Source organism: Streptomyces pactum (genome assembly GCF_002005225.1).
Taxonomy (GTDB): domain Bacteria; phylum Actinomycetota; class Actinomycetes; order Streptomycetales; family Streptomycetaceae; genus Streptomyces; species Streptomyces pactum_A.
The window spans coordinates 4,072,580-4,095,716 of the sequence record NZ_CP019724.1 but is presented as its reverse complement, the minus strand read 5'-3'; the positions used below and the strand labels follow the sequence as shown (position 1 = coordinate 4,095,716).

The following is a 23,137-nucleotide window of genomic DNA, read 5'->3' as shown; positions in this document are numbered from 1 at the left end:
GTGACGCCCTCCTCCGCCGCGTGTGACGATTCGTTTCACCGAAGCTCAGCGACGGGCGAGAGGGGGACGGCACGATGGCCTGGTTTCTCGGGCTGGGTATCACGGGGGTCGTGCTGCTCGCCCTGTCGCTGATCTTCGACGGACTGCTGGAAGGCGCGTTCGACGGAGCGCTGGACGGCGTCCTGGAGGGGTGGCTGTCGCTGCCGGTCGTCGCCGGGTTCACGGCGATGACCGGCTTCGGTGGCGCCATCGCCCTCGGCACCGGTCTGGCCGGACCCGCGGGCGCCGCGGGGATCGGCGCGGTCACCGGGGTGGGGGCCGGCTGGCTGACGTACCGCTTCAGCCGCGCGCTGATGCGCGATCAGCCCGCCGACACACCCAGCACGGACGACCTTCTGGGCACGTCCGGCAGGGTCGTGACCGCCATCCCCGCCGACGGCTTCGGCGAGGTGATGCTCCGGCTCGCGGGCCAGCCGCTGAAGTGCTCGGCGCGCAGTGCGGAGCCGGTGGCCCGGGGAGCCGAGGTCTGGGTCGAGGCGGTGCCGACGGGGACGTCGGTCGTGGTGCGCCCGGTCGACCGCTGAACCGCCTGCTTCTCCTGTTTCTCCTGTTTCTCATATCTCTCTTGTCTCTCCTGTTCTTCTGTTCTTCTGTTCCGCCTGTTCCATTTCAATGTGATTCGGGGGCGTTGCCATGAGTCCTGTCGTCATCGCGGTGCTGGGAGTCGTCGTACTCCTGGTACTGCTCGCGCTGGTGGTGGTCAGCCGCTACAAGGTGGCCGGGCCGAGCGAGGCGTTCATCGTCACCGGGCGACGCGGCAAGAAGTCCACCGATCCGGAGACCGGCCGTGTGATCACCGACAACAGCGGCCAGAAGGTCGTGGTCGGCGGCGGCGTGTTCGTCGTGCCGTTCGTGCAGCAGCGCTTCACGCTCGACCTCTCCTCCCGGCACATCCCGGTCGCCGTGCGCGGCGCGGTGACGCTGCGCGGTGTGAAGGCCAACCTGGAAGGCGTCGCGATCGTCAAGGTCGGCGGCACGGAGGACGCGATCCGCGCCGCCGCGCAGCGGTTCCTGATGCAGCAGGACGGCATCGTCGGCTTTACCCAGGAGGTGCTGTCCGGCGCACTGCGCGCGATCGTCGGCCGGATGTCCGTGGAGGACGTCATCCGGGACCGGGCCGCCTTCGCCGGGCAGGTCGCCGAGGAGGCGGAGGCGAGCCTGTCCGGGCAGGGCCTGGTGCTGGACGCCTTCCAGATCCAGGACATCACCACCGAGGGCTCCTACCTGGAGGACCTCGGCCGTCCCGAGGCGGCCCGGGCCAGGCAGGAGGCCGACATCGCCGAGGCCGTGGCCCGGCGGGCCGCCGAGCAGGCGCGGTTGAAGGCCGAGGAGGAGATCGCGGTCGCGCAGCGGACCCTCTACCTGAAGCAGGCCGAGATCAAGGCCGAGACCGACCAGGCGTCGGCCCGCGCCAACGCGGCGGGCCCCCTCGCGGAGGCGGCCCGGGAGCAGGACATCCTCGCCGAGCAGGAGAAGGTCGCCGAGCGGCAGGCCGCGCTGAAGGACCGTCAGCTCGACACCGAGGTGCGCAAGCCCGCCGACGCCCAGCGGTACGCGGCCGAGCAGGAGTCGGAGGCCCGCCGGGTGGCGCGGGTGAAGCAGGCGGAGGCCGAGCGGTCGGCGGAGATCGCCGCGGCCCAGGCCGAGGCCGAGCGGGCCCGCCTCACCGGTGAGGGCGAGAAGCAGCGGCGTGGCGCACTGGCCGAGGCGGAGGCCATCGAGGGCCTCAGGCAGGGTGAGGCCGAGCGTTCCCGGCGTGCGGCGATCGCCGAGGCCGTACGGCTGGAGGGCGAGGCGGAGGCCGCCGCGATCGGCGCCAAGGGCTCGGCCGAGGCCGAGGCGATGCGGCAGAAGGCCGACGCCTTCGGGCAGTACGGCGACGCGGCCGTGCTCCAGATGCTGGTCGAGGTGCTGCCGCAGGTGGTGGCCAAGGCGGCCGAGCCGCTCGCGGCCGTGGACAAGATGACGGTCATCTCGACGGACGGTGCGAGCCGGCTGTCGCGCACCGTCGCCGACAACGTGGCACAGGGCATGGAACTGCTGGGCTCCACCACGGGCGTCGACCTGCCGGCGCTGCTGAAGAACATCACCGGGCAGTACGCGAGGACGGCCGACGGGCCGGGCCGGCCGGAAGGCGAGGACCAGTCGGAGGAGCCGGACCCGGGGCGCAACGGCAAGGTGGAGATCACCGGCTGACAGCCGCCCCGCCGGCCGGGACCGGCCCGCTCAGATCTCCTGGGCGGGCCAGCTCAGCAGCCGCGCCCCGATGACGGCGGTCTGCAGGGTGTAGCGGTGCACCGGGTCGGCGGGGTTGGCCCCGGTCAACTGGTGGATGCGGTCCAGCCGGTAGGTGAGGGCCCGCACGCTGAGCGACAGCCGCCGGGCGGCCTCGGCGGCGGTGCAGCCGGCGTCGAAGTACGCCTCCAGGGTCCGCAGCAGCGGCTCGGCCCCGCCGCGCGCCCCGCGCAGCGGGCCCAGCACGCTCAGCACCAGGTCGGCCATCGCCTGCCGGTCGCGGGTGAGCACCGGGTAGACGAGCAGGTCGGCGGCGCGCAGCACGGGCTCGTCGAGCTCCAGCCGTTCGGCGAGTTCGAGGGTGCTCAGCGCCTCCTCATAGCTGTGCACCACGCCGCCCGCGCCGTTCTGGGGGCGCCCGATGGCCACCCGGCTGCCGTCCGTGGCCGCGTACGCCTGCTTGGCGAAGAAGGCGAGGACGTCCTCCTGGTCGCCCGGCGCGATGCAGATGAGCTGCCCGTTCTTCGTGGTGATCAACACGCGCCGGTCACCGAAGCGGGAGATGAGCGCCGTCTCCACGAGCCGGGTTACCGGGGCGGTGTCGTCGTACGCCGCGGGCCCCTCGGCCACCGCGACGGCGTGGGCGTGGGAGAGGACCAGTCCGAAGCGCTCGGCCCGTTCGGCCAGCCGGCCCAGGTCGCTGCGCCCGTAGAGCAGGTCGTCGATGAACTCCCGCCGCGCGGCCTCCTCCTGCCGTACGGCGAGGTGCTGGGCGCGTTCGTAACCCTCGGCGAAGGCGTCGACGGCCTGCGCGACGGCGGCGAGCACACGGTCCGTGAGACCCGGGCCGGAGGCGGCCGTGGCGTCGGGCCAGGAGGCTCGCGTGGCGTCCAGGTGCAGCCGCACGAGACTGCGCAGACTGTGCCCCGCCTCCGCGGCCTGCTCACCGAAGAGCCGCCGTTCCTCGAGCTCGTCGCGGGTCAGCCGGCGCCCGGTACCGGCCACCCCGGCCAGGATCTCGGCGTACCCGGTCAGATACGTCTCCTGCTGGTCCGTCCCCTGGTCCGTCACCCCGCGCCTCCCCTGCCGTTCACGCCCGGTGCGCGGTGTCCGGCAACGTGAGGGTAGTCAAGGCTGCCGGAAACCGGCAACGCGGGTGGGCGGGGCAGCGGTCGCCGCCCCGGGCCTCACGGCCGCTGGTAGGGATGCTGCTGCGACTGCCCGTACGCCTGGCCGCCGGGACCGCCCTGGCCGCCCTGGCCGCTCACGGCCTGCGTCTGGAGCTGGTCCGCCTGTTCCTTGGTCACCTGCTGCTCGGCGCCGCAGAAGGTGCACTGCGTCAGGTACTTCGTGGAGAACGGGAACAGCGGCACGAAGAACAGCGTGAACTTCGTGACGCGCTTCCTGAGCGTGTGCGCGGAGGGGTTGCCGCACTGGCCGCACACCAGCGTCAGTATCGCGAGCTGGTAGAGGTATCCCTTGGTGCCGAAGATGATCACGAGGTGTCCTTCCGGGTCGGTGCCCGCGGCGCGCAGGGCACGCAGATCTTCTCCCAGATTGCGCCCGCGCGGGCCCCGGAAGCCACTCGCGGCCGCTGACGGCACCGGCGGCGGCATCCCTGACGGCACCGACGACGGCATCGCTGACGGCATCCCTGACGGCACCGACGACGGCCGGCGTCACCCGCCCGCGTCCGCGCCCCCGGCCTCCCAGCGCAGCAGGTCTCCCGGCTGGCACTCGAGTACGTCGCAGAGCGCGGCGAGCGTCGTGAAGCGCACCGCCTTGGCGCGGCCGTTCTTGAGTACGGCCAGGTTGGCGGGAGTGATCCCGACGCGCTCCGCGAGCTCGCCCACGGACAGCTTGCGCTTCGCCAGCATCACGTCGATGTCGACGACGATCGGCATCAGATCACCTCCGCCAGCTCGGCCCGCATCCGCGCCGCCTCGATGTCGCGGGCGACGGCCTGGGCGAGCAGCATCCGCAGCACGAGCACGACCAGCGCGACGCCGAGGATCGCCACGACGGCCCCGCCCAGCAGGAGCACGATGCCGGGCGCGACGGCCTCGCCCGGTGCCAGGAGGACCGCGAGCGTGAACACCAGGAGCGCGGCCGCGACGAAGGCACCGATCACGACATGGACGTACCGGAACGCGCCGAGGGAGAACACGGTGCCCCGCCGCACCATCGTCACCAGCCGCCAGACGCAGACCAGGACGGTCTGGGCCGCCGCGGCTCCCAGGACGACGATCAGGAACACCGGCGTGCGGACGGCCGCCAGGGCGGCGTCGGGGTCGCTCGATCCGGCCGCCAGCAGCCAGACCAGTACGGCCTGGATGAACACCGAGCCGGCGAGCAGCATCCCGATCACGCCGCGCAGCGCGAGCACTGTCAGCTTTCCCATCGCCCCTCCTTCAATCGATCCACGATGGAAATCTATCGAGAAACGATAGGTTCGGCAAGTGTTCGGGGTGGCGGAGCGGGTGTCAACCGTCCGGTCCGGGGCACCCCGTAAGCACGGAGAGCCAGCGATCGGGAGCGGTCAGTCATGGCGGTGGCGCAGGAGCCGGGTGTTGCGGAAGCGGCGGAACCCGCCGCTTCGCCGGTCAGTTCCCACAACGAGTGGGACCCGCTGGAGGAGGTCGTCGTCGGGCGGCTGGAGGGCGCGACGATTCCCTCCGACCACCCGGTCGTGACCTGCAACGTCCCGCCGTGGGCGGCCCGGTTGCAGGGACTCGCCGCCGGCTTCAGGTATCCGCGCGTCCTGATCGAACGGGCGCAGCGCGAGCTCGACGGATTCGTCGCCCTCCTCCAGTCCCTCGGCATCACGGTCACCCGGCCGGACGCCGTCGACCACCGGCAGCGCTTCAGCACCCCGGACTGGTCCTCACGCGGTTTCTGCAACACCTGCCCGCGCGACTGCCTGCTCGTGGTCGGCGACGAGATCATCGAGACGCCGATGGCCTGGCCGTGCCGCTACTTCGAGACCCACTCCTACCGCCCGATCCTCAAGGACTACTTCCGGCGCGGCGCGCGCTGGACGGCCGCCCCGAAGCCCCAGCTCACCGACGACCTCTACGAACCGGACTTCCGCACCCCCGCGGCGGGCGAGCCGATGCGCCACATCCTCACCGAGTTCGAACCGGTCTTCGACGCGGCGGACTTCGTCCGCGCGGGACGCGACCTCTTCGTCACCCGCAGCAACGTCACCAACCGCATGGGCATCGAATGGCTGCGCCGCCATCTCGGCCCCGGCTACCGCGTCCACGAGATCGAGAGCCGCTGCCGCACGCCCATGCACATCGACACGACGTTCGTTCCCCTCGCGCCCGGCCGGGCACTGGTCAACCCGGAGTACGTCGACGTCGACCGACTCCCGGACGTCCTGCGCTCGTGGGAGATCCTGACCGCACCCGAACCCGAGCCGATCGACGACCGCATGCTCAAGATCACCTCGATGTGCGGCAAGTGGCTCAGCATGAACGTCCTCGCCGTCGGCGACGGGCGGGTCATCGCGGAACGGCACCACACCGGCATGCTGCGCGCGCTGGAGAGCTGGGGCTTCGAACCGATCCCGTGCGACCTGCTGCACTACGCGCCGTTCGGCGGCTCGTTCCACTGCGCGACCCTCGACGTACGGCGCCGCGGCACGCTCGAGTCGTACACCGGCTGACGGGGCGTCGCACCACCGCGGCGCTGCTCCCACATCGTCGTCTACACGTCGAACCGGGTCCCTTTTGGGCTCCGTACCGGATAGTGCCCACGGCGTGCGGCGAGCGACGCTGTAACCGGGCCAACCCCATGCAACCCGAGCCCACCCGAGCCCACCCGATCCAACCCGAGCCCACCCGATCCAACCCTTTCCCGGACGAAGTCCGGGGTGGGTCGGCCACGTATGCGCGGCTGCGCCACTTCGCCCTGGTGTGATCGTGACGGTTCCCACCTCGCAAGGAGAGCAGATGGCCCGCCCGACCGACCGCGTCGCCTGCCCAGGGCCCCGCGCCGGGAGGAGGACACCATGCCCGGACCCGACGGATCCGACGACCACCGGCTCAGTGACATCGAGTCCCGCCTGCACCGCGACGACCCCCGGTTCGCCCACGCCCTCGACGCCGGCCGTCCCCGCCCACCACGCGAGTACCGGAACCTCCGGGCCCGGCTGCTGCTCGCCACCGCCCTGGCGGTGCTGTGCTCCGGGATCGTCCTGGCCCACGGGCTGCTCATCGCATCCGGCCTGGTCCTCGCCGGCATCGCCGTGGAGTCCTTCGACCCGCACCGGCACGCCCGCGGCGGCCGGTACCCTCCGCCCCGGTCCTGGCCCCGGTCGTGACCTTGGTTCCGGTCCCGGTTGTGACCTTGGTTCCGGCCTCGGTCGTGGCCTCGGTTGTGGCCTCGGTTCCGGCCTCGGTCGTGGCCTCGGTTCCGGGCAGGGGCGTGGCTTCGGTTCCGGGCAGGAGGGTGGCCTCGGTTCCGGGCAGGGTCTCGGCTTCGGTTCCGGCCCGGGTTCTGGTGGGGGTCGTGGCCCCGGCCCCGGTCCTCACCCCGGCGGGCACCGGCCCGCCCCGGACGGCTCGGGGCCCGGTCGATGACCCTGCCCGAGCTGTACCTGACCTTGCTGATCGGCGGCACGGTGCTGCTGGCCAGCATCGCCGCCGCCCGCGCCGCCCACCGGGTCGGCCTGCCCGCCCTGTTGCTGTTCCTCGCGGTCGGCGTCGTCGCCGGAGAGGACGGGCTGGGGCTGGAGTTCGACGACGCCCAGTTGGCCCAGGCGCTGGGCACCGCCGCCCTGGCGGTCATTCTCGTCGACGGCGGTCTGACCACCAGGTGGAGCGACGTCAGACGGCTGCTCGCCCCCGCCGGCGTGCTCGCCACCGCGGGTGTGGCCGTCTCCGTCGCGGTGACCGCCGCCGGCGCCCACTGGCTGCTGGGCATGGAATGGCACCTGGCTCTGCTGCTCGGTGCGATCGTCTCCTCCACCGACGCCGCCGCGGTCTTCGCCGTACTGCGCGCGCTGCCGCTGCCGCAGAAGGTGACGGGGCTGGTGGAGGCCGAGTCCGGTTTCAACGACGCCCCAACCATCATCCTGGTCCTGATCTTCTCCACCACCACCGCAGGCGACCTGCCCGGCCCCGCCCCGGTCGTCGGCAACCTGCTCTACCAACTCCTCGTCGGCGGCACGCTCGGGGTGCTGATCGGCCGCCTGGGTGCCGCCGCGCTCCGGCACATCGCACTCCCCGCGACCGGCCTGTACCCGCTCGCCACGGTCGGGTTCGGCATCGTCGCCTTCGCCGCGGCCGGAGCGGTGAACGCCAGCGGCATCATCGCCGCCTACCTCTCCGGCCTCGTCCTCGGCAACGCCGAGCTGCCCCACCGCGCCGCCACCCGCTCCTTCGCCGAAGGCGCCGGATGGCTGGCCCAGATCGGCCTGTTCGTCATGCTCGGCCTGCTCGTCGACCCCAGCGAACTGCCCTCCGCGATCCTCCCGGCGCTCGCCGTCGGCCTGGTTCTGCTGCTGGTCGCCCGCCCCGTCTCCGTCGTCCTGTGCCTGCTGCCCTTCCGCGTCCCCTGGCGCGAGCAGGCGTTCATCTCGTGGGCGGGGCTGCGCGGAGCGGTCCCCATCGTGCTCGCCACGTTCCCCATCGTCGCCGGGGTCGCCGGTGCCGTCGACGTACTGAACATCGTCTTCGTCCTCGTCGTCCTCTTCACCCTCGTACAGGGCCCCACCCTGCCCGCCGCCGCCCGCCTCCTGCGTCTGACCCGCTCCGACGCGCTGCGCGAGATCCAGGTCGAGACCGCCCCGCTCGACGTCCTGGACGCCGACCTGCTCACCGTGGCCATTCCTCGGGGCTCCCGCCTGCACGGCGTCGCCGTCTTCGAACTGCGCCTGCCGCCCCCGACGGTCCTCACTTTGATCGTGCGCGACGGCATCACCGTCGTTCCCGACCACGACACCGTGCTGCGCGCCGGCGACGAACTCCTGCTCATCACCACCCCCCTCACCCGGGAGGCCACGGAACGCCGCCTGCGCGCCATCGGCCGACGCGGCAAACTCGCCCGCTGGCTCGGCGAACAGGGCGCCCCGGAACCGGAACCGGAACCGCAGCCGGGGACGCCGACGCGGACCACGGCACGAGCGCCACGCTGACAGCACCGCCGACGCCGCCGCCGCGAAACGGCCGCCCGTCGGCCCCGCCCTCGCCGGCACCGAGACCACGGAACGGCGGCGCCCGTAGACTCCGCGCCCATAGGTGTGGTGCACGGCGGGCGCGAGCGCGGCCGCCGCCGGTGCCCGGCGCCTGGTCGTCACGCACCTCGGCCCGTTCCTGGACCCGGCACAGGCCGTCGCCCGCGCCGGTACGCGCCACGACGGCCCGGTGGAGCATGCCGCGCCCAACCGCACCTTCAGGGTGAGGGGGACGACCCGGTGACCGCGGCACCGGCCGGGGCGTACCGCCGATGACGCGGTCCTGAGGGCAGGCGCGCGCCGCGGGGCCCGGACCGACCGGGCCTCAGCCGGGGCGACCGGGCCTCGCCCGGACCGACCGGGCCTCACCCGGGGCGTCGGGGACGTGACGCGTCGCGGGGCTCGGGCCGGCCGCGCCTCACCCCCGTGCGTCCGGGACGAGAACGACCTTTCCCGTCGTCGCCCGCGACTCCAGGGCGGCGTGTGCCGCGGCGGCCTGCGACAGGGGGAAGGTCTGGAAGGCGGGCACCAGCTTGCCGTCGGCGGCCTCCGCGAGCGCGCGAGCCTCGTCGGCCGACCGGTCCTGGCCCTCCAGCAACAGGGCAAGCGCGTCGGTGAAGCGGACGCCGCGCTCCTTCAACTCCGCCTCCTCCGGCCGGAACTCCTCCCGGGAGGCCGCGCCGATGGTGACGTAGCGCCCGCCCTCGGCCAGCAGCCCGAACGCGGCCCGCCCCTTGTCGCCCTCGACACCGTCCACGACGACTGTGACACCGCGCCCGCCCAACGCGTCCCGGACGGTGCCCGCCCAGTCCGCCAGGTCGTAGTCGACGGCCACATCGGCCCCCAGCTCCCGCACGGCCGCGGTCTTGGCCGGTCCGCCTGCCGCGCCGATGACCGTGGCACCGAGGCGGCGGGCGAACTGGACGACCAGACGGCCGATCCCACCGGCCGCGGACGTGACGAGGACGACGTCGTCGGAGGTGAGCCGCGCGATGTCGAGCAGGCCGATGGTGGTGCTGCCGGTGACGACCATGGTGACGGCGGCCTCGTGACCCAGTCCGGCGGGGATCCGGTGCAGGGAGTCGACAGCGGCGACGGCGAGCTCCGCGTAACCTCCCGGGCTGCCGTGCGAGGTCACCACCTCGGCGCCGATCCAGGCCTCGTCCACGTCCGGCCCGGTCGACTCGACGACGCCGGCCACCTCTCCACCGAAGATCGCCGGGAGCCGGGGAAGCGGCGGGCCGATCTCCAGACCCGCCCGCATCGCCGTCTCGATCTGGTGGACTCCCGCGGCCCTCACCGACACACGGACCTCGCCCGGCCCCGGCACGGGGTCGGGCACTGTCTCGTAACGGAGGTTCTCAGCCGAACCGAACTCGTGCAGCACGACGGCGCGCATGGTCGTTCCTTCCGGTGGGTCTGTCGACGAACCCCCACTGTGCGACCTCTACTTGACTTGAGGTCAAGCCTCTGGCGCCGGGGCACCGGCCGTGCGCTCCCGTCGGTCCCGGTTACTCCGGGTCTCGGTTGAACTTGGACGCGGACCAGACGTAACCGAGTACGGCCAGTCCCAGGCACCAGGCGATGGCGAGCCAGCCGTTGTGGCCGATCTCGGTGCCGAGGAGCAGTCCGCGGAGGGTTTCGATGGCGGGGGTGAAGGGCTGGTACTCGGCGATCGGCTGGAACCAGCCCGGCATCGCGTCGATGGGGACGAAGGCGCTGGACAGGAGGGGCAGCAGGATCATCGGCATCGCGTTGTTGCTCGCGGCTTCGGCGTTGGGGCTGATCAGGCCCATGCCGACGGCGATCCAGGTGAGGGCCAGGGTGAAGAGCACGAGGAGTCCGAGGGCCGCGAGCCATTCGAGGGCGGTGGCGTCGGTGGAGCGGAAGCCGATGGCGACGGCGACGGCGCCGACGAGGACGACGCTCATGACCGACTGGAGCACGCTGCCGATGACGTGGCCGGTGAGGACGGAGCCGCGGTGGATGGCCATGGTGCGGAAGCGGGCGATGATGCCCTCGGTCATGTCCATGGACACGGACACCGCGGTGCCGATGGTGGTGGAGCCGATGGTCATCAGGAGCAGGCCGGGTACGAGGTAGGCGATGTAGTCGGAGCGGTCGGCGTTGTGGCCGCCGATGCCGGTGCTCATCACGTCGCCGAAGACGTAGACGAAGAGCAGCAGGAGCATGACGGGTGTGAGCAGCAGGTTCAGGGTGAGGGACGGGTAGCGCCGGGCGTGCAGGAGGTTGCGGCGCAGCATGGTGGAGGAGTCCCGCAGGGCGAGGGAGAGGGTGCTCATCGGACGGTCTCCTTGGGCTGGTCGGGGATGTCGGGGCCGGTGAGGGCGAAGAACACGTCGTCGAGGTCGGGGGTGTGGACGGTGAGTTCGTCCGCCTCGATGCCGGTGGTGTCGAGCCGGTCGAGGAGGGAGCGCAGTGCGCGCTGGCTGCCGTCGGAGGGGAGGTGGAGGGTCAGGGTGTCGTCGTTGCGGGTGATCTCGCGCAGGGTGGTGGCGGCGTGGTGGTAGGCGGCCGGGTCGGAGAAGCGCAGTCGTACGTGTCCGCCGGGGATGAGTCGTTTGAGTTCCTCGGCGGTGCCTTGGGCGGCGATGCGGCCGTTGTGGAGTACGGCGATGCGGTCGGCGAGTTGGTCGGCTTCTTCGAGGTACTGGGTGGTGAGGAAGACGGTGACGCCGGTGGTGACGAGTTCGCGGATGATCTGCCACATGTTGTGGCGGGAGCGGGGGTCGAGGCCGGTGGTGGGTTCGTCGAGGAAGATGATCCGTGGGTCGCCGACGAGGGTCATGGCGATGTCGAGGCGGCGTTTCATGCCGCCGGAGTAGGTGGCGGCGGGCTTCTTCGCGGCCTCGGTGAGGTCGAAGCGGGCCAGTAGTTCGGTGGTGGTCCGTCGTCCTTCCTGTTTGGGCAGGTGGTGCAGGTCGGCCATGAGGAGCATGTTCTCCTCGCCGGTGATCAGTCCGTCGACGGCGGAGAACTGCCCGGTGACGCCGATCGCGGTGCGTACGGCCTGGGGGTCGGCGGTGAGGTCGTGGCCGGCGACCCGGGCCTGCCCGGCGTCGGCGGTGACGAGGGTGGAAAGGATCTTGACGGCGGTGGTCTTGCCCGCGCCGTTCGGACCGAGCAGCGCGAACACCGACCCGGCCGGGATGTGCAGGTCGATGCCGTCGAGGACGGTCTTGTCGCCGTACGACTTGCGCAGACCGACTGCGGAGACGGCGGCCGGCGCCGGTCGACCGTCCCCTTGTTTGGACGTGGGCATGACAGACGAAGGCATGGAGCCCTCCCGTTCGAGAGGTGAAGTGGCTGGGGTGGAGTGACTCGGAAGAAGCGTCCGGGGTGGAGCGTCCAGGGTGGAGCGTCCGGGGTGGAGCGTCCGGGGTGGAGCGTCCGGGGTGGAGCGTCCGCGGTGGAGCGACCGGAGTGGAGCGACCGGATTGACGCGACCGGGTGAAGCGATGTGGCGGTCCGTTGCGGCGGTGCTCAGACCTTGGCGCGGCGGACGTCGATGTTGCCGTACTTGGTACGGGCCCGGACCTTGACGGTGTCCTCCGTCTCCCCCGGGGTGTCGGACACGGTGAGTGTGTTGCGCACCTGCCCGGCGTTCGCGTGCGCGTCGAGCCAGGCGGCCGTACCCTCGCGGATGCCGACCTCGATGGCGCCGTAGGAGGTCTCCAACCGCACGTCTCCGCGGGCCACCTCGCCCACCCGCAGCGTGCCGTAGGCGGTGATGGCGGCGAGCGAGCCCTCGGCGCGGGTGACGTTGATGTCGCCGTTGGCGTGCCTCACCCGCAGGTCGCCGATCGCGGTGCCGACGGTCGTGGCGCCGTGCGAGTTCTTCAGGACGGCGGGCCCGTCGATGAGGCCGACGCGCACGCTGCCGGAGCTGGTGGTGATCTCGGCCGCGCCCTCCACCCGGTCCACGGTGACCGAGCCGTGGGAGGCGGTCAGTTGGAGCGGACCCGTCGCGTCCAGGCGGACGTCACCGCCGGAGGTCTTCACCCGGACCTCGCCGAGCCGGCCTTCGCCGAGGACCTGCGTCCAGGAGCCGGTCGCGTCGACGCGCGAGCCTGCGGGCAGTCCCACCGACACGTCGACGGCGCCGGTGGGTCCGATGAATCGACGCTCCTTCGTGCTGATCGTCAGGGCGCCGCTCGCATAGGAGACCTCGGTCTGCTCGGCGGCCCGTACGTCCTTGTCCCGCATCGGGTCGGCGGGTCGCACCTCGACGACCGTGTCGAGTCGGTCACCCGCGGTGAAACGGATGGAACCGGCGCCCACGTGGGCGGTCACCGCGATCGGTTCGGGCGTGTCGAAAGAAGGCATGGCTGTACCGTCCTCGGGAGTCCTTGGGGCGTCTTCGCTGGTGGGACGCGGTGCGGGTGAAGTGGCGGGCAGGCGCGCGGCTAGCGCACCCAGCCCGTGAAGCTCTGTCCGACGGTGTGGGCCCTCTCCGGCGTACGAGGCCGGGTGTCACCTTCGACCGCCGCCGACACGGCCCGCACCAGCCACGCGTTGACCGAGAGGCCCTCGCGGCTCGCGGCCTCCTCGGCGCGCGCCTTGAGGTGGGCCGGCAGGCGCAGGTTGACCCGGGCGGTGCCGCCCTCGTCGCCGTCGGCCGGGGTCGGGGTCCTGAATGGTTCGGCGGGCGCGGCAGGCTCCGCGGGGGCACTGTCGCCGGTGGGTGGCGGGGTCACCACGAAGTCGGGGTCGAGCCCGCGCAGCCGTACGTCGACCGAGCCGGGGGCGAGTTCACGGGTGATCTCGTCCATCGCGGCGGAGAGCACGTTGAGCATGGTCAGCCGGGTCGCCGACTCCAGGGGAGCGGTGAGCCTCTCGGCCAGCTCGCGCGCCTCCTCGCCGCCGGCTTCGGCGGCCACCGCGAGTTCACGGCGGAGGGTGTCGACATACGGGGTGAGATCCATGGCGTCATCATGGCATCACATTGGCGTCACGCGCAACCATCGGTGACACCCCTCTAGCCGGAGATGATGTGAATGCGGCCTTGACCAGCGAAGATGAGAGTCGAGTCGGCCTTGGCGGCGAAGGCTGCGGCGCATCGATGTGGCCTGTGGGGCCACACAGTGGTGCCACATGGCGCCAGATGGCACCCGGTGGCACCACGCGGCACCACGTGGCACCATCTGGCGTCACGCTTGATGCGCCTACCTGGTGTCGCTTGGCGTCACGCGGGCGCGCCGGTCGCAAGTTCCCCGGGCGTGCGGCCGGCGCACGAACGCGGCGACCATGCCTGGTCCTCGGCGCCGAGCCGGTGCCGGCCGGTGAATGTCCAGCCGGTGAACAGAGGGAGTCGGTGGCATGCGGCCACGGGGCGTCGCTTCCCGTCTCCTCTATCGTCTTCCGATATCGGAGTCCGTAAAGAGACGGGCTGCGGCAGCCGAGGGAGAACATCCATGAGCAAACCACCGACCGCCGCGGGCGCACCGGACGAGTTGCGGCGCAGGCTCGGCGTGCCCGACGCCGTGGTGATCGGGCTCGGGGCGATGATCGGCGCGGGGATCTTCGCAGCGCTCGCTCCGGCGGCGGGCGCGGCCGGCTCCGGGCTGCTGCTCGGTCTGGCCCTGGCCGCCGTGGTCGCGTACTGCAACGCGACGTCCTCCGCCCGACTCGCCGCTCTCTACCCGGCCTCCGGAGGCACGTACGTCTACGGCCGTGAGCGCCTGGGCGACTTCTGGGGGTACCTGGCCGGCTGGGCGTTCGTGGTCGGCAAGACCGCGTCCTGCGCGGCGATGGCACTCACGGTCGGCTCGTACGTATGGCCCGGCCAGGCTCATGCGGTCGCGGTCGCGGCGGTGGTGGCGCTGACGGCCGTGAACTACGCGGGCGTGCAGAAGTCCGCCCTCCTCACCCGAGTGATCGTCACGGTCGTCCTCGCCGTCCTCGCCGCCGTGGCCGTCGCCGCCCTCACCTCCGGTGAGTCGGACGCCGCGCGGTTGGACATCGGCTCGGACGCCTCCTTCGGCGGCGTGCTCCAGGCGGCGGGCCTGCTGTTCTTCGCCTTCGCCGGGTACGCCCGCATCGCCACCCTCGGGGAAGAGGTCCGCGACCCCGCCCGCACCATCCCCAGGGCGATCCCGGTCGCGCTCGGCATCACCCTCGTCGTCTACGCCGTCGTCGCCGTCGCCGTGCTGACCGTGCTGGGCCCGCAGAGGCTGGCGGACGCCTCGGCGCCCCTGTCCGACGCCGCGAAGGCCGCGGGCGCCGACTGGCTCGCGCCGGTCGTACGGGTCGGCGCGGCAGTCGCCGCGCTCGGTTCGCTGCTCGCGCTGGTCCTGGGCGTGTCCCGCACCACCCTGGCCATGGCCCGCGACCGGCACCTGCCGCACGCGCTCGCCGCGGTCCACCCCCGCTTCAAGGTGCCGCACCGGGCCGAACTCGCCGTCGGCGCCGTAGTGGCCGTGGTCGCGGCGACGGCGGACGTGCGCGGCGCGATCGGGTTCTCCTCCTTCGGCGTCCTCGCCTACTACGCCATCGCCAACGCCTCAGCCTGGACCCTCGGCCCCGACGAGGGACGCCCCCCTCGCCTCATCCCCGCGGTCGGGCTGACCGGCTGCCTGGTGCTGGCCTTCGCCCTGCCACCGGCCTCGGTCGCGACCGGTGCCGCGGTACTGGCCCTGGGCGGCGCCGCCTACGCCGTACGCCGATCGATGACCACTCGCAGGCCGTAGGAGGTGGGCCTGCGGGCCGGGGGCTGCGGTGTGACCGTGTGGGCGGTGTGAGCGCCGTGAGCGGGGCGGGCCGTGTGGGCTGCGCGCGCCGTGTGAGCCCTGCGGGCCGTGTGGGCTGCGCGCGCCGTGTGAGCCCTGCGGGCCGTGTGGGCTGCGCGCGCCGTGTGAGCCCTGCGGGCCGTGTGGGCTGCGCGCGCCGTGTGAGCCCTGCGAGCCTCGGACCGGAGCACGCGACCTCGGGGAGCTACGGCGTCTCGTCGTCGCCCAGAACCTCACGAGCCAGCTCCGCCAGGGCCCTGCGGTCCTCGGCCAGGGCCTGCTTCCCGGCGTCGGTGGCGCGATAGACCCGCCGCGCCCGACCGTCGACGACGCGCTGCTCGGAGACCAGAAGCCCGTCGGCCTCCAGCCGGTGCAGGGTCGGATACAACGTGCCGGGGCTGATCCGGTAGCCGTGGCGGGCCAGTTCCTCGGTCATCCACGCGCCGTGGATCTCCTCCTCGGCCGCGTGGTGCAAGATGTGCAGCCGCACCGCGCCCCGCTGGAACTCCCGCACTCTGGCGTCCCCCTCCGGCAGTGACGAAAACCGATATCGGAACCCGATCCTATGCCCGGCCCCTGAAATCGCTCAGCGCGCGCCGCGGCCTGCAGGGCGGATGTGCGCGCGGGTGACCAAGCACAACGTCGTCCGCAACGAGAGCTTCGCCGACCGCCTGGACCACCTGATGAGGCGCTACATGCGCCAGCAGCTCACCAGCGCCCGGGCCATCGCCGAACTCGCCGCCCCGGCACGGGAGGTGTGGTGGACCAGGGGCGCTCCGGCAGCCCTGAGTGCAACGAGCCCCCGCGGCACGGAGATCAGTCCGGACGAGGTTCACCGGACGTACCGCCCGCCTCGACAAGCAGCGTGGCGAGGTGTGGCGCCGGCACTGGTGCGAACCTGCACGCCGGGGCCGACCCGAAGGCCGAGGTCCGCCTCGCCCTCGCCGCCGGCCCCCGGCTGCCGACGCTCACCCGCACCTGGCCGGGCGACGACGTCCTCACCCCCGCCACCACCACCAGTACGAGATCGGACCCACCGGGGGCCAGGTACGCGCGTGGCGTACCGAAGTGGTCACCGTGGTCGCCTTGTTGTCCGTTCGAAGCGGCCCGAGCGCCGTTCTCTGCTACTCCTGTAACCGGGGAATGCGGGCTTCGGCCCGCGACAGCGCGCGCAGCGCTGCGGGAGGGGAACACACGTGAGCACGACAACACGAGACGCGGCCATCGCCGCGGAGCAGAAGGCCGTCGACCGCGCCTACGCCTGCTACGAGGCGCGACTCGCGGAACTGACCGGGCCGACGGCGGCGACGGCCTCCGCGAGCGGAAAGGACAGCATCGCGGTCCGCAAGGAGGCGGAGGCCACGGCGGAGAGCTACGGCGGCCTCGGGGGAGCGGCCCTGGTCGTCAGCCGGGTCGACGTCCAGGAGCCGGGGGACGCCGAGCCGGAGACGTTCCACGTCGGACGCCGATCCGTGTTCGACCCCGAGAACCGGGATCAGGTGGTGGTCAACTGGACCAACCCGATCGCCGTACGCTGGCACAACGCACTGCCGGAAGCGCCAGGCGAGGTGTTGCTGCGGCGGCAGTTGCGCTGCGTCGAGCGCACGGTCGAGGACTACCGCGACGAGATCAACCGTGCCGGAGCGGCGCAGGCCGGTGGGGCCCGGCCCGGAGTGCCGACGCCGGACCGCGAGACGGCCGTCCCGGGACCGCCCGACGAGGACACCGCCGTACCGGAGACCGCGGCACACGGACCCGGAGCACCGGACGAGGCAGCCGACCGTACCGGCGAGGAGCAGCCCTCGTCGCCCCGGCCCGCACCGTCGCCGAGGGAGGTCCCGCGCAGGCAGCGGAGGAAGCCGCAGCCGGTCGACGACTTCCTGCTGCGCGAACTGCGCCGGTCCCGCGGCGGCCGGATGCGGGACATCGTCGAGACGATCCGCCGCGACCAGATGGCCCTGGTCACCGGCGCGCCGGCGGACATCCTCGTCATCCAGGGCGGTCCCGGAACCGGCAAGTCCGCGGTCGGCCTGCACCGCGTGACCTGGCTCGTCAACAACGGCCATTTCCCGGCCCAGGACATCCTGGTCGTCGGGCCGCACCAGAACTTCCTCGACTACGTGGGCCGCGTACTGCCCACCCTCGGCACCCGCGACGTCACCGCGGTGCAGCGGGCGCGACTGTGGGAAGGGGAGATCCGCGGTGCCGACTCCGTCGCCGCACGGCTGGTGAAGTCCGACGAACGGATGGCGGCCGTCCTGCGACGACGCGTGGAGAGCGAGTGCCGGCCGGAAGCCCTGGACTCCCTGGTCTCCGCACCCTCGCACGCCCAGGACGAGGCGGCCTTCGTCGTCACCGTGGGCAGTCTGGCCCTCCGTCTCCCGCGCTCGGAGGTGCTCGGCCTCCTCCAGGACGCCCGCCAGGGTGCCGGAGCGTACCGGGTGCGCAGGGACCGCTTTCGCACCCTGCTGGTCGACCGGCTCCTGAGCGAGCTCGTACGGATCGCCCCGCGCCGTAGCCGGGACCGGACCGTACGCCGCGATCTGGAGCGCAACCGGCAGGTCACGGCCCTCGTCGAGCGGACATGGCCCGCGCTGAGCCCCGAAGAGGCGCTGCGCAGCCTGCTCGACTCGCGAAGCAGGCTGCGCGAATGCGCCGCGACGGACCTCGACGAGGAGGAGCAGGCCGCCCTCCGGCGGCCGAGGGCGGACAACGCGGACGACGACCCCTGGACCCAGGACGATCTGGTCTGCCTCGAAGAACTACGCTTCCTGATCGCCGGCGACACCCCGCAGCGGTACCGGCACATCGTCGTCGACGAGGCCCAGGACCTGACCCCGATGCAGGCCCGGTCGCTGCGCAGGCGCTGCCCGACCGGCTCCATGACGGTACTCGGTGACCTGGCGCAGGCCACCGGTCCACACGCTTACACAAACTGGGAGCGGCTGGGCGGGCTCCTCTCGGACCACGGGGACTGGCGGGTGGCGGAGCTGAACACCAGCTACCGGGTGCCCGCCGAGATCATGGAGTTCGTGGCGCCCCTGGCCCGAGCGGTGGCGCCCTCCCTGCCCTACCCGACCGCTGTGCGGGTGGCCGGCGACGATGCGGTTCGGCTCGTTCCGACGAACCCCTGGGACCTGCTGGAAGAGGCCACGGCACGTGCGGCTCGGCTCGTCGGCACCGATGACGGGCAGTCCCTGCGGTCGATCGCCGTCGTCGTACCCGACGACTCCGACTGGCTCGATGAGGTCCGCCGCCGCGTGCACAGTGTGGAGGGTATGACCGAGGAGGAGCTGCGCACGGTGTTCGTGCTGCCCGCCGTGCAGGCCAAGGGGATGGAGTTCGACCACGTACTGGTCCTGGAGCCGTCGACCATCGCCGACCGTGGCCCGGCCGGACTGCGCCAACTGTACGTCGCGCTGACGCGCAGCACTCAGACGCTCACCGTCCTGCACACGACGCCGCTGCCCCGAGAACTCGGCCCCACCGACGAAGACGACGACGCCTCCACGTCCTCCCCTTCCTCCCCTTCCTCGCCCTCGGCGCCCGGTGCGGCCTCCCCGCCGGCGACCGCCGGTACGTCGCAGGACACCAGGCCCCGGAACGAGGGGGAACTGCCCGTCGGCACCCCTGTCAAGGTGCGTGTGCTCGGCCCGGGCCCGGGTGCGCACTGGAAGGTCAAGGCTCTTGCTCCGGCGACCGAGCGGACCCTGCTTCTCGTGTCCCGGCACGGGGAACCCGCACCCAAGGCCGGTTCCCGGCTGGAAGCCTGGGTGACGCGGAACGAGGGGCCGGTGAGCCTCGTCGCAGCCGGTGACTTCGGCCGCAAGCCCATCAGCGCCCGGATGGCACCGCGCTATCTGGGGGCACTGGGCGCCCTCCAGGACATCGTCGAGGGTCATGGCACGGTCCCGCCCGGCACCGCGGACCGCCTTTCGGAATTGAAGGGCATGGCCAACCGCTGCCTGCGCCGGGACCGGGTCGACTGGCTCAGCGTATGGCGTCTCCTCGGGTCCGTGGATCGGGAGCGGCTGAGCGCCCTGGCGGACCTCGCCCAGCGCACACGTCACGCCGTCACCTCCAGAACGCCTGACCTGTCCACGGCCCTGGCGGCCGACCCCGTCCTCGAGCAATGGGCCGGCCCTCTGGCCCAGGCACGCGAAGAACTGTCCCGTGGGTTCGACGGCGAACCGGCTCCCCGGACGGAGACCGGAACCGAGCCCGCCCGCACGGTGCCGCACGACTCGGATCCCGCACGGCAGGACGGGGACGGGACCGAGACCGACGAGACGCCGGCGACCGGCCAGGCGACGTCATCGCAGCTCGCGACGAGGCACGAGCACCAGGACACCTACACCAAGGACACCTACACCAAGGACACCTACCCCAAGGACACCCACACCATGGACACCTACCCCAAGGACACCCACACCATGGACACTGCCGCCCCCACGGACACCTCCGCGTCCGAGCCCACCGGGCAGCCGGCGTTCGGCGAGGCCCTTGCACGCGCCTTGGGGCTCGATGCGGAGGCCGACAGAGTGTGCAACACCCACGAAGCCGTGCGCTTCGAGCTGAAGGCCGCCCTTCTGAGGGCCGGTTTGCGCCCCTCGGACTCCTCGACGGCCGACGTCGTCGTGGACGGTCCGAAGGGCTTCTTCCTCTACGAAGTGCTGGGCGCGGGACGTTCGGCCTACGCCGACCTGCGCGCAGGGGCGGCACGGCTCATGGAGCTCGAGCACCTGTCGTCCCGGGCCTTCGATCACCGATTCCTGGTCCTGTCCGAGCCACCGACGGACGACTGGGCGGCGGGTGCGCTGAAGGACATCTTCGGAGTGGGCACTGTCTGGAGGGCCCTCGACGGGTGGCAGGGACCGGACGCGCGCATCGCCTTGCACTCACCAGACTGAGCCCCTCAACGAGCCGTCACCCCGCCGCTCCACGCGGCGGGATGACTCCAACGCGCTGCGGTAGTCCCGGACTTGGAGCTCTCGGTAACCAACGGCTGATTCCAAGGCCCGCCGTGAAACCCCAAACGGCGTGCGGCGCGCTCCACTACGTCGTCCACTCTGGGCTTCGTACGGCGGAAGTTCCACCGCGTGGCTCAGCCGTTGCACCGGGTAGCACAGCAGAGGGCCGGGGAAGACGTGACCTTGAACGAAACGCTCATGGCGCCGCTGAGCGCCCTCCCCTCGGGGACGGACCGACCGTCGGGGCAAGGCAAGCCCGGCCCCCGGCACCGCCCTGCCTCTCCGAGCGAACGGAGCCGAGTCATCCGAGCCAACGCCCCAGAAACCACTCAGGGACCCGACCCGCACTGCGGATCAGGCCCCTGACCTGGTACTTCACTGTCGGGGTGGCGGGATTTGAACCCACGACCTCTTCGTCCCGAACGAAGCGCGCTACCAAGCTGCGCCACACCCCGATCGTCGCTGCTCGTCGCGGCGACGTCGTTTACTTTAGCCCACCGGCGGCCGGAGGCGAAATCCGGTTTACCAGCGGCGGCGGAGCGGGTTCGGGCGGATGTGGTCGAGGGCCACGAGGAGGACGCCCAGGGCGTAGAGGGCGAGGCCGAGGAGGAGGGCGTTGCCCAGGACGCCCTTGTAGCCGTGCTGGTCGACGTCGAGGAAGGGGTAGAGGTAGCGGTCCTGGGTGCCGGGGATGAGGAGCTCGCCGCGGCCAAGGGAGAAGGTCAGGTAGGCCAGGGGGTAGAGGAGCCACGCGGCGGCCTGGCGCAGGTGCAGGCGGCCGGGGGCGGTGAGCAGGAGCCAGTCCAGGGCCGCGGCGACGGGGACGGCCGTGTTCAGGAGGTGGGCCGCGACCGTGTGCCAGCCGGGGCCCGTGCTGTCCGGGGTGGCGAAGGGGCTCGCCGCGTTGGCCAGGAGCAGGTGGTGGACGAGGCCGGCGGCGGTGACGTAGAGCAGGGCCGCGCCGGTGAGGGCGCCCGACAGGGGGTGGCGGGCGGACCAGGCCCGGCGGGCGGAGGCGAGCATGACGAGCGCCAGCAGGATGCTGCTCTGGGTGGTGAAGTGACTCAGGGGATTCGTGGCCGGGCCGCCGCCTGCGAGGAGTTCGATCGTGATGCCCGTCAGGGCCAGCAGTGCGGTCAGGAGGCGGAAGGTGGCGACCAGCGGGCGGCGCACGGGGGGCACGACGGCCGTGGCCGGGACGGGGGAGGGCAGCAGTTTCGGCGGGCCCGGGACCGCGGGGAGGTCCGGGATGTCCCTGGGTATCGGGGCTGTCATGGCCTCACGCTAGGCAGACCGGACATAGCGGGCGATGTGGGTGAGCCGTGTGGGTTACTCCGGCTCCCCCCACTCCCGGTCCCAACCCCACCCGTACCCGAGCGCGGGTCCCTAGTCCCGTCCCACCAGCGTCAGCAGCGTCGCCTCCGGTGGGCAGGCGAAACGTACCGGTGTGTACCTGTTCGTACCGCAACCGGCCGACACGTGGAGGTAGGCAGTACGGCCCTCGGCCGTGTGTGTCGACAGGCCCTTCACGCGCTCCGTGTCCAGGTCGCAGTTGGTGACCAGGGCGCCGTAGAAGGGGATGCAGAGCTGTCCGCCGTGGGTGTGGCCCGCCAGGACCAGCGGGTAGCCGTCCGCCGTGTAGGAGTCCAGGACGCGCAGGTACGGCGCGTGGACCACGCCCATCGAGAAGTCCGCCGTGCCCGACGGGCCGCCCGCCACCTCCGCGTACCGGTCCCGTTTGATGTGCGGGTCGTCCAGTCCCGTCAGCTCGACGGACACGCCCTCGACCTTGAGGGTGCCGCGGGTGTTGGTGAGGTTCTGCCAGCCTGCGGCGTCGAAGCCGTCGCGGAGCTCTTCCCAGGGGTTGTGGACGACTCCGTCGGCGGGCGCGTTGCCGTTCAGCCCGTGTCGGCCCTGGGCCTTCTCGATCAGGTACCGGGCGGGGTTGCGCAGCTTGGGGCCGTAGTAGTCGTTGGAGCCGAAGACGTAGGCGCCCGGGAACTCCATCAGGGGGCCCAGGGAGTCCAGGACCTCCGGGACGCCCTCGGGGTCGGACAGGTTGTCGCCGGTGTTGATCACGAAGTCGGGGCGCAGGCCCGCCAGCGAGCGCAGCCAGCGCTGCTTCTTGCGCTGGCCGCCGACCATGTGGATGTCGGAGACCTGAAGGACGCGCAGGGGGCGCATGCCGGAGGGCAGGACGGGGACCGTCACCCGTCGGAGGCGGAACGAGCGGGCCTCGAAGCCCGCCGCGTAGAGCAGACCGGCGGCGCCAACCGCCGTGATTCCCAGGGGTACTCCGTATCGCGCGCGCATGCGTCCATCGTGTCAGACGCGGTGGCCAGGGCCGACCGCGCGAGGGCGCGGGACCCGGACGCCGGAAATCAGCGGGCGTCCTTCCTCCCGCACCTGCGACAATCACCCCCATGACCACGCTCAAGTCGAAGCTGCAGGACGACCTCAACGCCGCGATCAAGGAGCGCGACGAGCTCCGCTCCTCGACGCTCCGGCTGACGCTCGCCGCGATCACCAAGGAGGAGGTCGCGGGGAAGCAGAAGCGGGAGCTCTCCGACGACGAGGTGCAGAAGGTGATCACCCGCGAGGCGAAGAAGCGCCGTGAGGCCGCCGAGGCCTTCGCACAGGGCGGCCGCGCCGAGAGCGCCGAGCGGGAGAAGGCGGAGGGCGAGGTGCTCGCCGCCTACCTGCCCAAGCAGCTTTCCGACGACGAGCTGAACGCGATCGTCGCGCAGGCCGTCGAGGAGGCGAAGGCGGCCGGTGCCGAGGGGCCGCGGGCCATGGGCGCCGTCATGAAGATCGTGAACCCGAAGGTGGCCGGGCAGGCCGAAGGCGGCCGGGTCGCCGCCGTGGTGAAGAAGCTGCTGGCCGGCTGATCGGAGGCCTCCCCGCCAGCGCGGGTGACCGTCTCCCCGGAGAACCGGCCAAGA

General features: G+C 72.1%; 21 protein-coding genes and 1 tRNA gene. 9 read left to right on the top strand and 13 right to left on the bottom strand.

Features of this window, described 5'->3' with window-relative positions; all coding sequences use genetic code 11:
- The first annotated feature begins 74 nt into the window (after positions 1–74).
- Entirely contained in the window at positions 75–584 is a 510-nt protein-coding gene (locus B1H29_RS17145; RefSeq protein ID WP_055418705.1) for an NfeD family protein, read from the top strand.
- A gap of 109 nt (positions 585–693) precedes the next feature.
- Complete coding sequence (locus B1H29_RS17140) at positions 694–2,256, top strand: flotillin family protein (protein WP_055418704.1); 1,563 nt, start codon at positions 694–696, stop codon at positions 2,254–2,256.
- 30 nt (positions 2,257–2,286) lie between these two features.
- On the opposite strand, the gene B1H29_RS17135 is transcribed toward B1H29_RS17140, so the two are convergent.
- The 4 genes from B1H29_RS17135 to B1H29_RS17120 form a co-directional block, all read right to left on the bottom strand.
- Positions 2,287–3,366 (bottom strand): PucR family transcriptional regulator, encoded by a 1,080-nt coding sequence (locus B1H29_RS17135; protein ID WP_055418703.1) that lies wholly within the window; start codon positions 3,364–3,366, stop codon positions 2,287–2,289.
- Between the two features lie 116 nt (positions 3,367–3,482).
- The gene (locus tag B1H29_RS17130; protein ID WP_055418702.1) at positions 3,483–3,794 is read right to left on the bottom strand and encodes a zinc-ribbon domain-containing protein; all 312 of its coding nucleotides are present in this window, start codon (positions 3,792–3,794) and stop codon (positions 3,483–3,485) included.
- 180 nt (positions 3,795–3,974) lie between these two features.
- Positions 3,975–4,199: a helix-turn-helix domain-containing protein gene (locus B1H29_RS17125; protein WP_055418701.1), complete on the bottom strand. Its 225-nt coding sequence runs from the start codon at positions 4,197–4,199 to the stop codon at positions 3,975–3,977.
- Positions 4,199–4,696: a DUF2975 domain-containing protein gene (locus tag B1H29_RS17120; protein WP_055418700.1), complete on the bottom strand. Its 498-nt coding sequence runs from the start codon at positions 4,694–4,696 to the stop codon at positions 4,199–4,201. Before B1H29_RS17120 ends, B1H29_RS17125 begins: the two co-directional genes overlap by 1 nt.
- A 144-nt stretch (positions 4,697–4,840) precedes the next feature.
- Here B1H29_RS17120 and B1H29_RS17115 point away from each other — a divergent pair, with 144 nt between their 5' ends.
- The 3 genes from B1H29_RS17115 (at position 4,841) to B1H29_RS17105 (ending at position 8,437) form a co-directional block, all read left to right on the top strand.
- Positions 4,841–5,965 (top strand): amidinotransferase, encoded by a 1,125-nt coding sequence (locus B1H29_RS17115; RefSeq protein ID WP_055418699.1) that lies wholly within the window; start codon positions 4,841–4,843, stop codon positions 5,963–5,965.
- A 345-nt stretch (positions 5,966–6,310) separates the two neighbouring features.
- A complete protein-coding gene (locus B1H29_RS17110) occupies positions 6,311–6,622 on the top strand; it encodes a DUF3040 domain-containing protein (RefSeq protein WP_055418698.1) in 312 nt (103 codons plus the stop codon).
- 255 nt (positions 6,623–6,877) lie between these two features.
- Positions 6,878–8,437, top strand: coding sequence for a potassium/proton antiporter (locus tag B1H29_RS17105; protein WP_055418697.1), 1,560 nt, complete (start codon positions 6,878–6,880; stop codon positions 8,435–8,437).
- 457 nt (positions 8,438–8,894) lie between these two features.
- Here B1H29_RS17105 and B1H29_RS17095 read toward each other — a convergent pair whose 3' ends face one another.
- The 5 genes from B1H29_RS17095 to B1H29_RS17075 all read right to left on the bottom strand — a co-directional run bounded on the left by B1H29_RS17095 (position 8,895) and on the right by B1H29_RS17075 (position 13,422).
- Positions 8,895–9,875 carry a zinc-binding dehydrogenase gene (locus tag B1H29_RS17095; protein WP_055418695.1) on the bottom strand — a complete coding sequence of 327 codons (981 nt, stop codon included), beginning with the start codon at positions 9,873–9,875 and terminating at the stop codon, positions 8,895–8,897.
- 112 nt (positions 9,876–9,987) lie between these two features.
- The gene (locus tag B1H29_RS17090; RefSeq protein WP_055418694.1) at positions 9,988–10,779 is read right to left on the bottom strand and encodes an ABC transporter permease; all 792 of its coding nucleotides are present in this window, start codon (positions 10,777–10,779) and stop codon (positions 9,988–9,990) included.
- Positions 10,776–11,774 carry an ATP-binding cassette domain-containing protein gene (locus tag B1H29_RS17085; protein ID WP_409350912.1) on the bottom strand — a complete coding sequence of 333 codons (999 nt, stop codon included), beginning with the start codon at positions 11,772–11,774 and terminating at the stop codon, positions 10,776–10,778. The genes B1H29_RS17090 and B1H29_RS17085 overlap by 4 nt, the downstream gene beginning before the upstream one ends.
- Before the next feature lie 206 nt (positions 11,775–11,980).
- Positions 11,981–12,823 (bottom strand): DUF4097 family beta strand repeat-containing protein, encoded by an 843-nt coding sequence (locus tag B1H29_RS17080; RefSeq protein ID WP_055418692.1) that lies wholly within the window; start codon positions 12,821–12,823, stop codon positions 11,981–11,983.
- 80 nt (positions 12,824–12,903) lie between these two features.
- Positions 12,904–13,422: a toxin-antitoxin system HicB family antitoxin gene (locus B1H29_RS17075; RefSeq protein WP_055418691.1), complete on the bottom strand. Its 519-nt coding sequence runs from the start codon at positions 13,420–13,422 to the stop codon at positions 12,904–12,906.
- Positions 13,423–13,911: 489 nt separating this feature from the next.
- Here B1H29_RS17075 and B1H29_RS17070 point away from each other — a divergent pair, with 489 nt between their 5' ends.
- Positions 13,912–15,186, top strand: coding sequence for an APC family permease (locus tag B1H29_RS17070; RefSeq protein ID WP_055418690.1), 1,275 nt, complete (start codon positions 13,912–13,914; stop codon positions 15,184–15,186).
- Between the two features lie 244 nt (positions 15,187–15,430).
- Here B1H29_RS17070 and B1H29_RS17065 read toward each other — a convergent pair whose 3' ends face one another.
- Positions 15,431–15,739: a PadR family transcriptional regulator gene (locus tag B1H29_RS17065; protein ID WP_055418689.1), complete on the bottom strand. Its 309-nt coding sequence runs from the start codon at positions 15,737–15,739 to the stop codon at positions 15,431–15,433.
- Between B1H29_RS17065 and B1H29_RS40195 the strand changes: the two genes are divergently transcribed.
- Together B1H29_RS40195 and B1H29_RS17055 are read left to right on the top strand one after the other, a co-directional pair.
- Positions 15,702–16,361 (top strand): type I restriction enzyme endonuclease domain-containing protein, encoded by a 660-nt coding sequence (locus B1H29_RS40195; RefSeq protein ID WP_159027831.1) that lies wholly within the window; start codon positions 15,702–15,704, stop codon positions 16,359–16,361. The genes B1H29_RS17065 and B1H29_RS40195 overlap by 38 nt on opposite strands.
- Positions 16,362–16,421: 60 nt before the next feature.
- The gene (locus B1H29_RS17055; RefSeq protein WP_055418688.1) at positions 16,422–20,135 is read left to right on the top strand and encodes an ATP-binding domain-containing protein; all 3,714 of its coding nucleotides are present in this window, start codon (positions 16,422–16,424) and stop codon (positions 20,133–20,135) included.
- A 441-nt stretch (positions 20,136–20,576) separates the two neighbouring features.
- On the opposite strand, the gene B1H29_RS17050 is transcribed toward B1H29_RS17055, so the two are convergent.
- The 3 genes from B1H29_RS17050 to B1H29_RS17040 all read right to left on the bottom strand — a co-directional run bounded on the left by B1H29_RS17050 (position 20,577) and on the right by B1H29_RS17040 (position 22,508).
- Positions 20,577–20,650: transfer RNA gene (locus tag B1H29_RS17050), tRNA-Pro, on the bottom strand.
- Positions 20,651–20,717: 67 nt separating this feature from the next.
- Positions 20,718–21,470 carry a Pr6Pr family membrane protein gene (locus tag B1H29_RS17045; protein ID WP_055418687.1) on the bottom strand — a complete coding sequence of 251 codons (753 nt, stop codon included), beginning with the start codon at positions 21,468–21,470 and terminating at the stop codon, positions 20,718–20,720.
- Between the two features lie 111 nt (positions 21,471–21,581).
- Positions 21,582–22,508 carry a metallophosphoesterase gene (locus B1H29_RS17040; protein ID WP_055418686.1) on the bottom strand — a complete coding sequence of 309 codons (927 nt, stop codon included), beginning with the start codon at positions 22,506–22,508 and terminating at the stop codon, positions 21,582–21,584.
- Positions 22,509–22,618: 110 nt separating this feature from the next.
- On the opposite strand from B1H29_RS17040, the gene B1H29_RS17035 reads away from it, so the two are divergent.
- Positions 22,619–23,083 (top strand): GatB/YqeY domain-containing protein, encoded by a 465-nt coding sequence (locus B1H29_RS17035; protein ID WP_055418685.1) that lies wholly within the window; start codon positions 22,619–22,621, stop codon positions 23,081–23,083.
- The last annotated feature ends 54 nt before the right edge of the window (positions 23,084–23,137 follow it).

Bases quoted from the DNA above. Each gene is read 5' to 3' on its own strand.
- B1H29_RS17140 (WP_055418704.1), top strand. From the start codon at position 694: ATGAGTCCTGTCGTCATCGCGGTGCTGGGAGTCGTCGTACTCCTGGTA.
- B1H29_RS17090 (WP_055418694.1), bottom strand. From the start codon at position 10,779: ATGAGCACCCTCTCCCTCGCCCTGCGGGACTCCTCCACCATGCTGCGC.
- B1H29_RS17070 (WP_055418690.1), top strand. From the start codon at position 13,912: ATGAGCAAACCACCGACCGCCGCGGGCGCACCGGACGAGTTGCGGCGC.
- B1H29_RS17045 (WP_055418687.1), bottom strand. From the start codon at position 21,470: ATGACAGCCCCGATACCCAGGGACATCCCGGACCTCCCCGCGGTCCCG.
- B1H29_RS17035 (WP_055418685.1), top strand. From the start codon at position 22,619: ATGACCACGCTCAAGTCGAAGCTGCAGGACGACCTCAACGCCGCGATC.
- B1H29_RS17110 (WP_055418698.1), top strand. From the start codon at position 6,311: ATGCCCGGACCCGACGGATCCGACGACCACCGGCTCAGTGACATCGAG.
- B1H29_RS17085 (WP_409350912.1), bottom strand. From the start codon at position 11,774: ATGCCTTCGTCTGTCATGCCCACGTCCAAACAAGGGGACGGTCGACCG.
- B1H29_RS17040 (WP_055418686.1), bottom strand. From the start codon at position 22,508: ATGCGCGCGCGATACGGAGTACCCCTGGGAATCACGGCGGTTGGCGCC.
- B1H29_RS40195 (WP_159027831.1), top strand. From the start codon at position 15,702: ATGTGCAGCCGCACCGCGCCCCGCTGGAACTCCCGCACTCTGGCGTCC.
- B1H29_RS17145 (WP_055418705.1), top strand. From the start codon at position 75: ATGGCCTGGTTTCTCGGGCTGGGTATCACGGGGGTCGTGCTGCTCGCC.
- B1H29_RS17095 (WP_055418695.1), bottom strand. From the start codon at position 9,875: ATGCGCGCCGTCGTGCTGCACGAGTTCGGTTCGGCTGAGAACCTCCGT.
- B1H29_RS17105 (WP_055418697.1), top strand. From the start codon at position 6,878: ATGACCCTGCCCGAGCTGTACCTGACCTTGCTGATCGGCGGCACGGTG.
- B1H29_RS17075 (WP_055418691.1), bottom strand. From the start codon at position 13,422: ATGGATCTCACCCCGTATGTCGACACCCTCCGCCGTGAACTCGCGGTG.
- B1H29_RS17125 (WP_055418701.1), bottom strand. From the start codon at position 4,199: ATGCCGATCGTCGTCGACATCGACGTGATGCTGGCGAAGCGCAAGCTG.
- B1H29_RS17115 (WP_055418699.1), top strand. From the start codon at position 4,841: ATGGCGGTGGCGCAGGAGCCGGGTGTTGCGGAAGCGGCGGAACCCGCC.
- B1H29_RS17080 (WP_055418692.1), bottom strand. From the start codon at position 12,823: ATGCCTTCTTTCGACACGCCCGAACCGATCGCGGTGACCGCCCACGTG.
- B1H29_RS17120 (WP_055418700.1), bottom strand. From the start codon at position 4,696: ATGGGAAAGCTGACAGTGCTCGCGCTGCGCGGCGTGATCGGGATGCTG.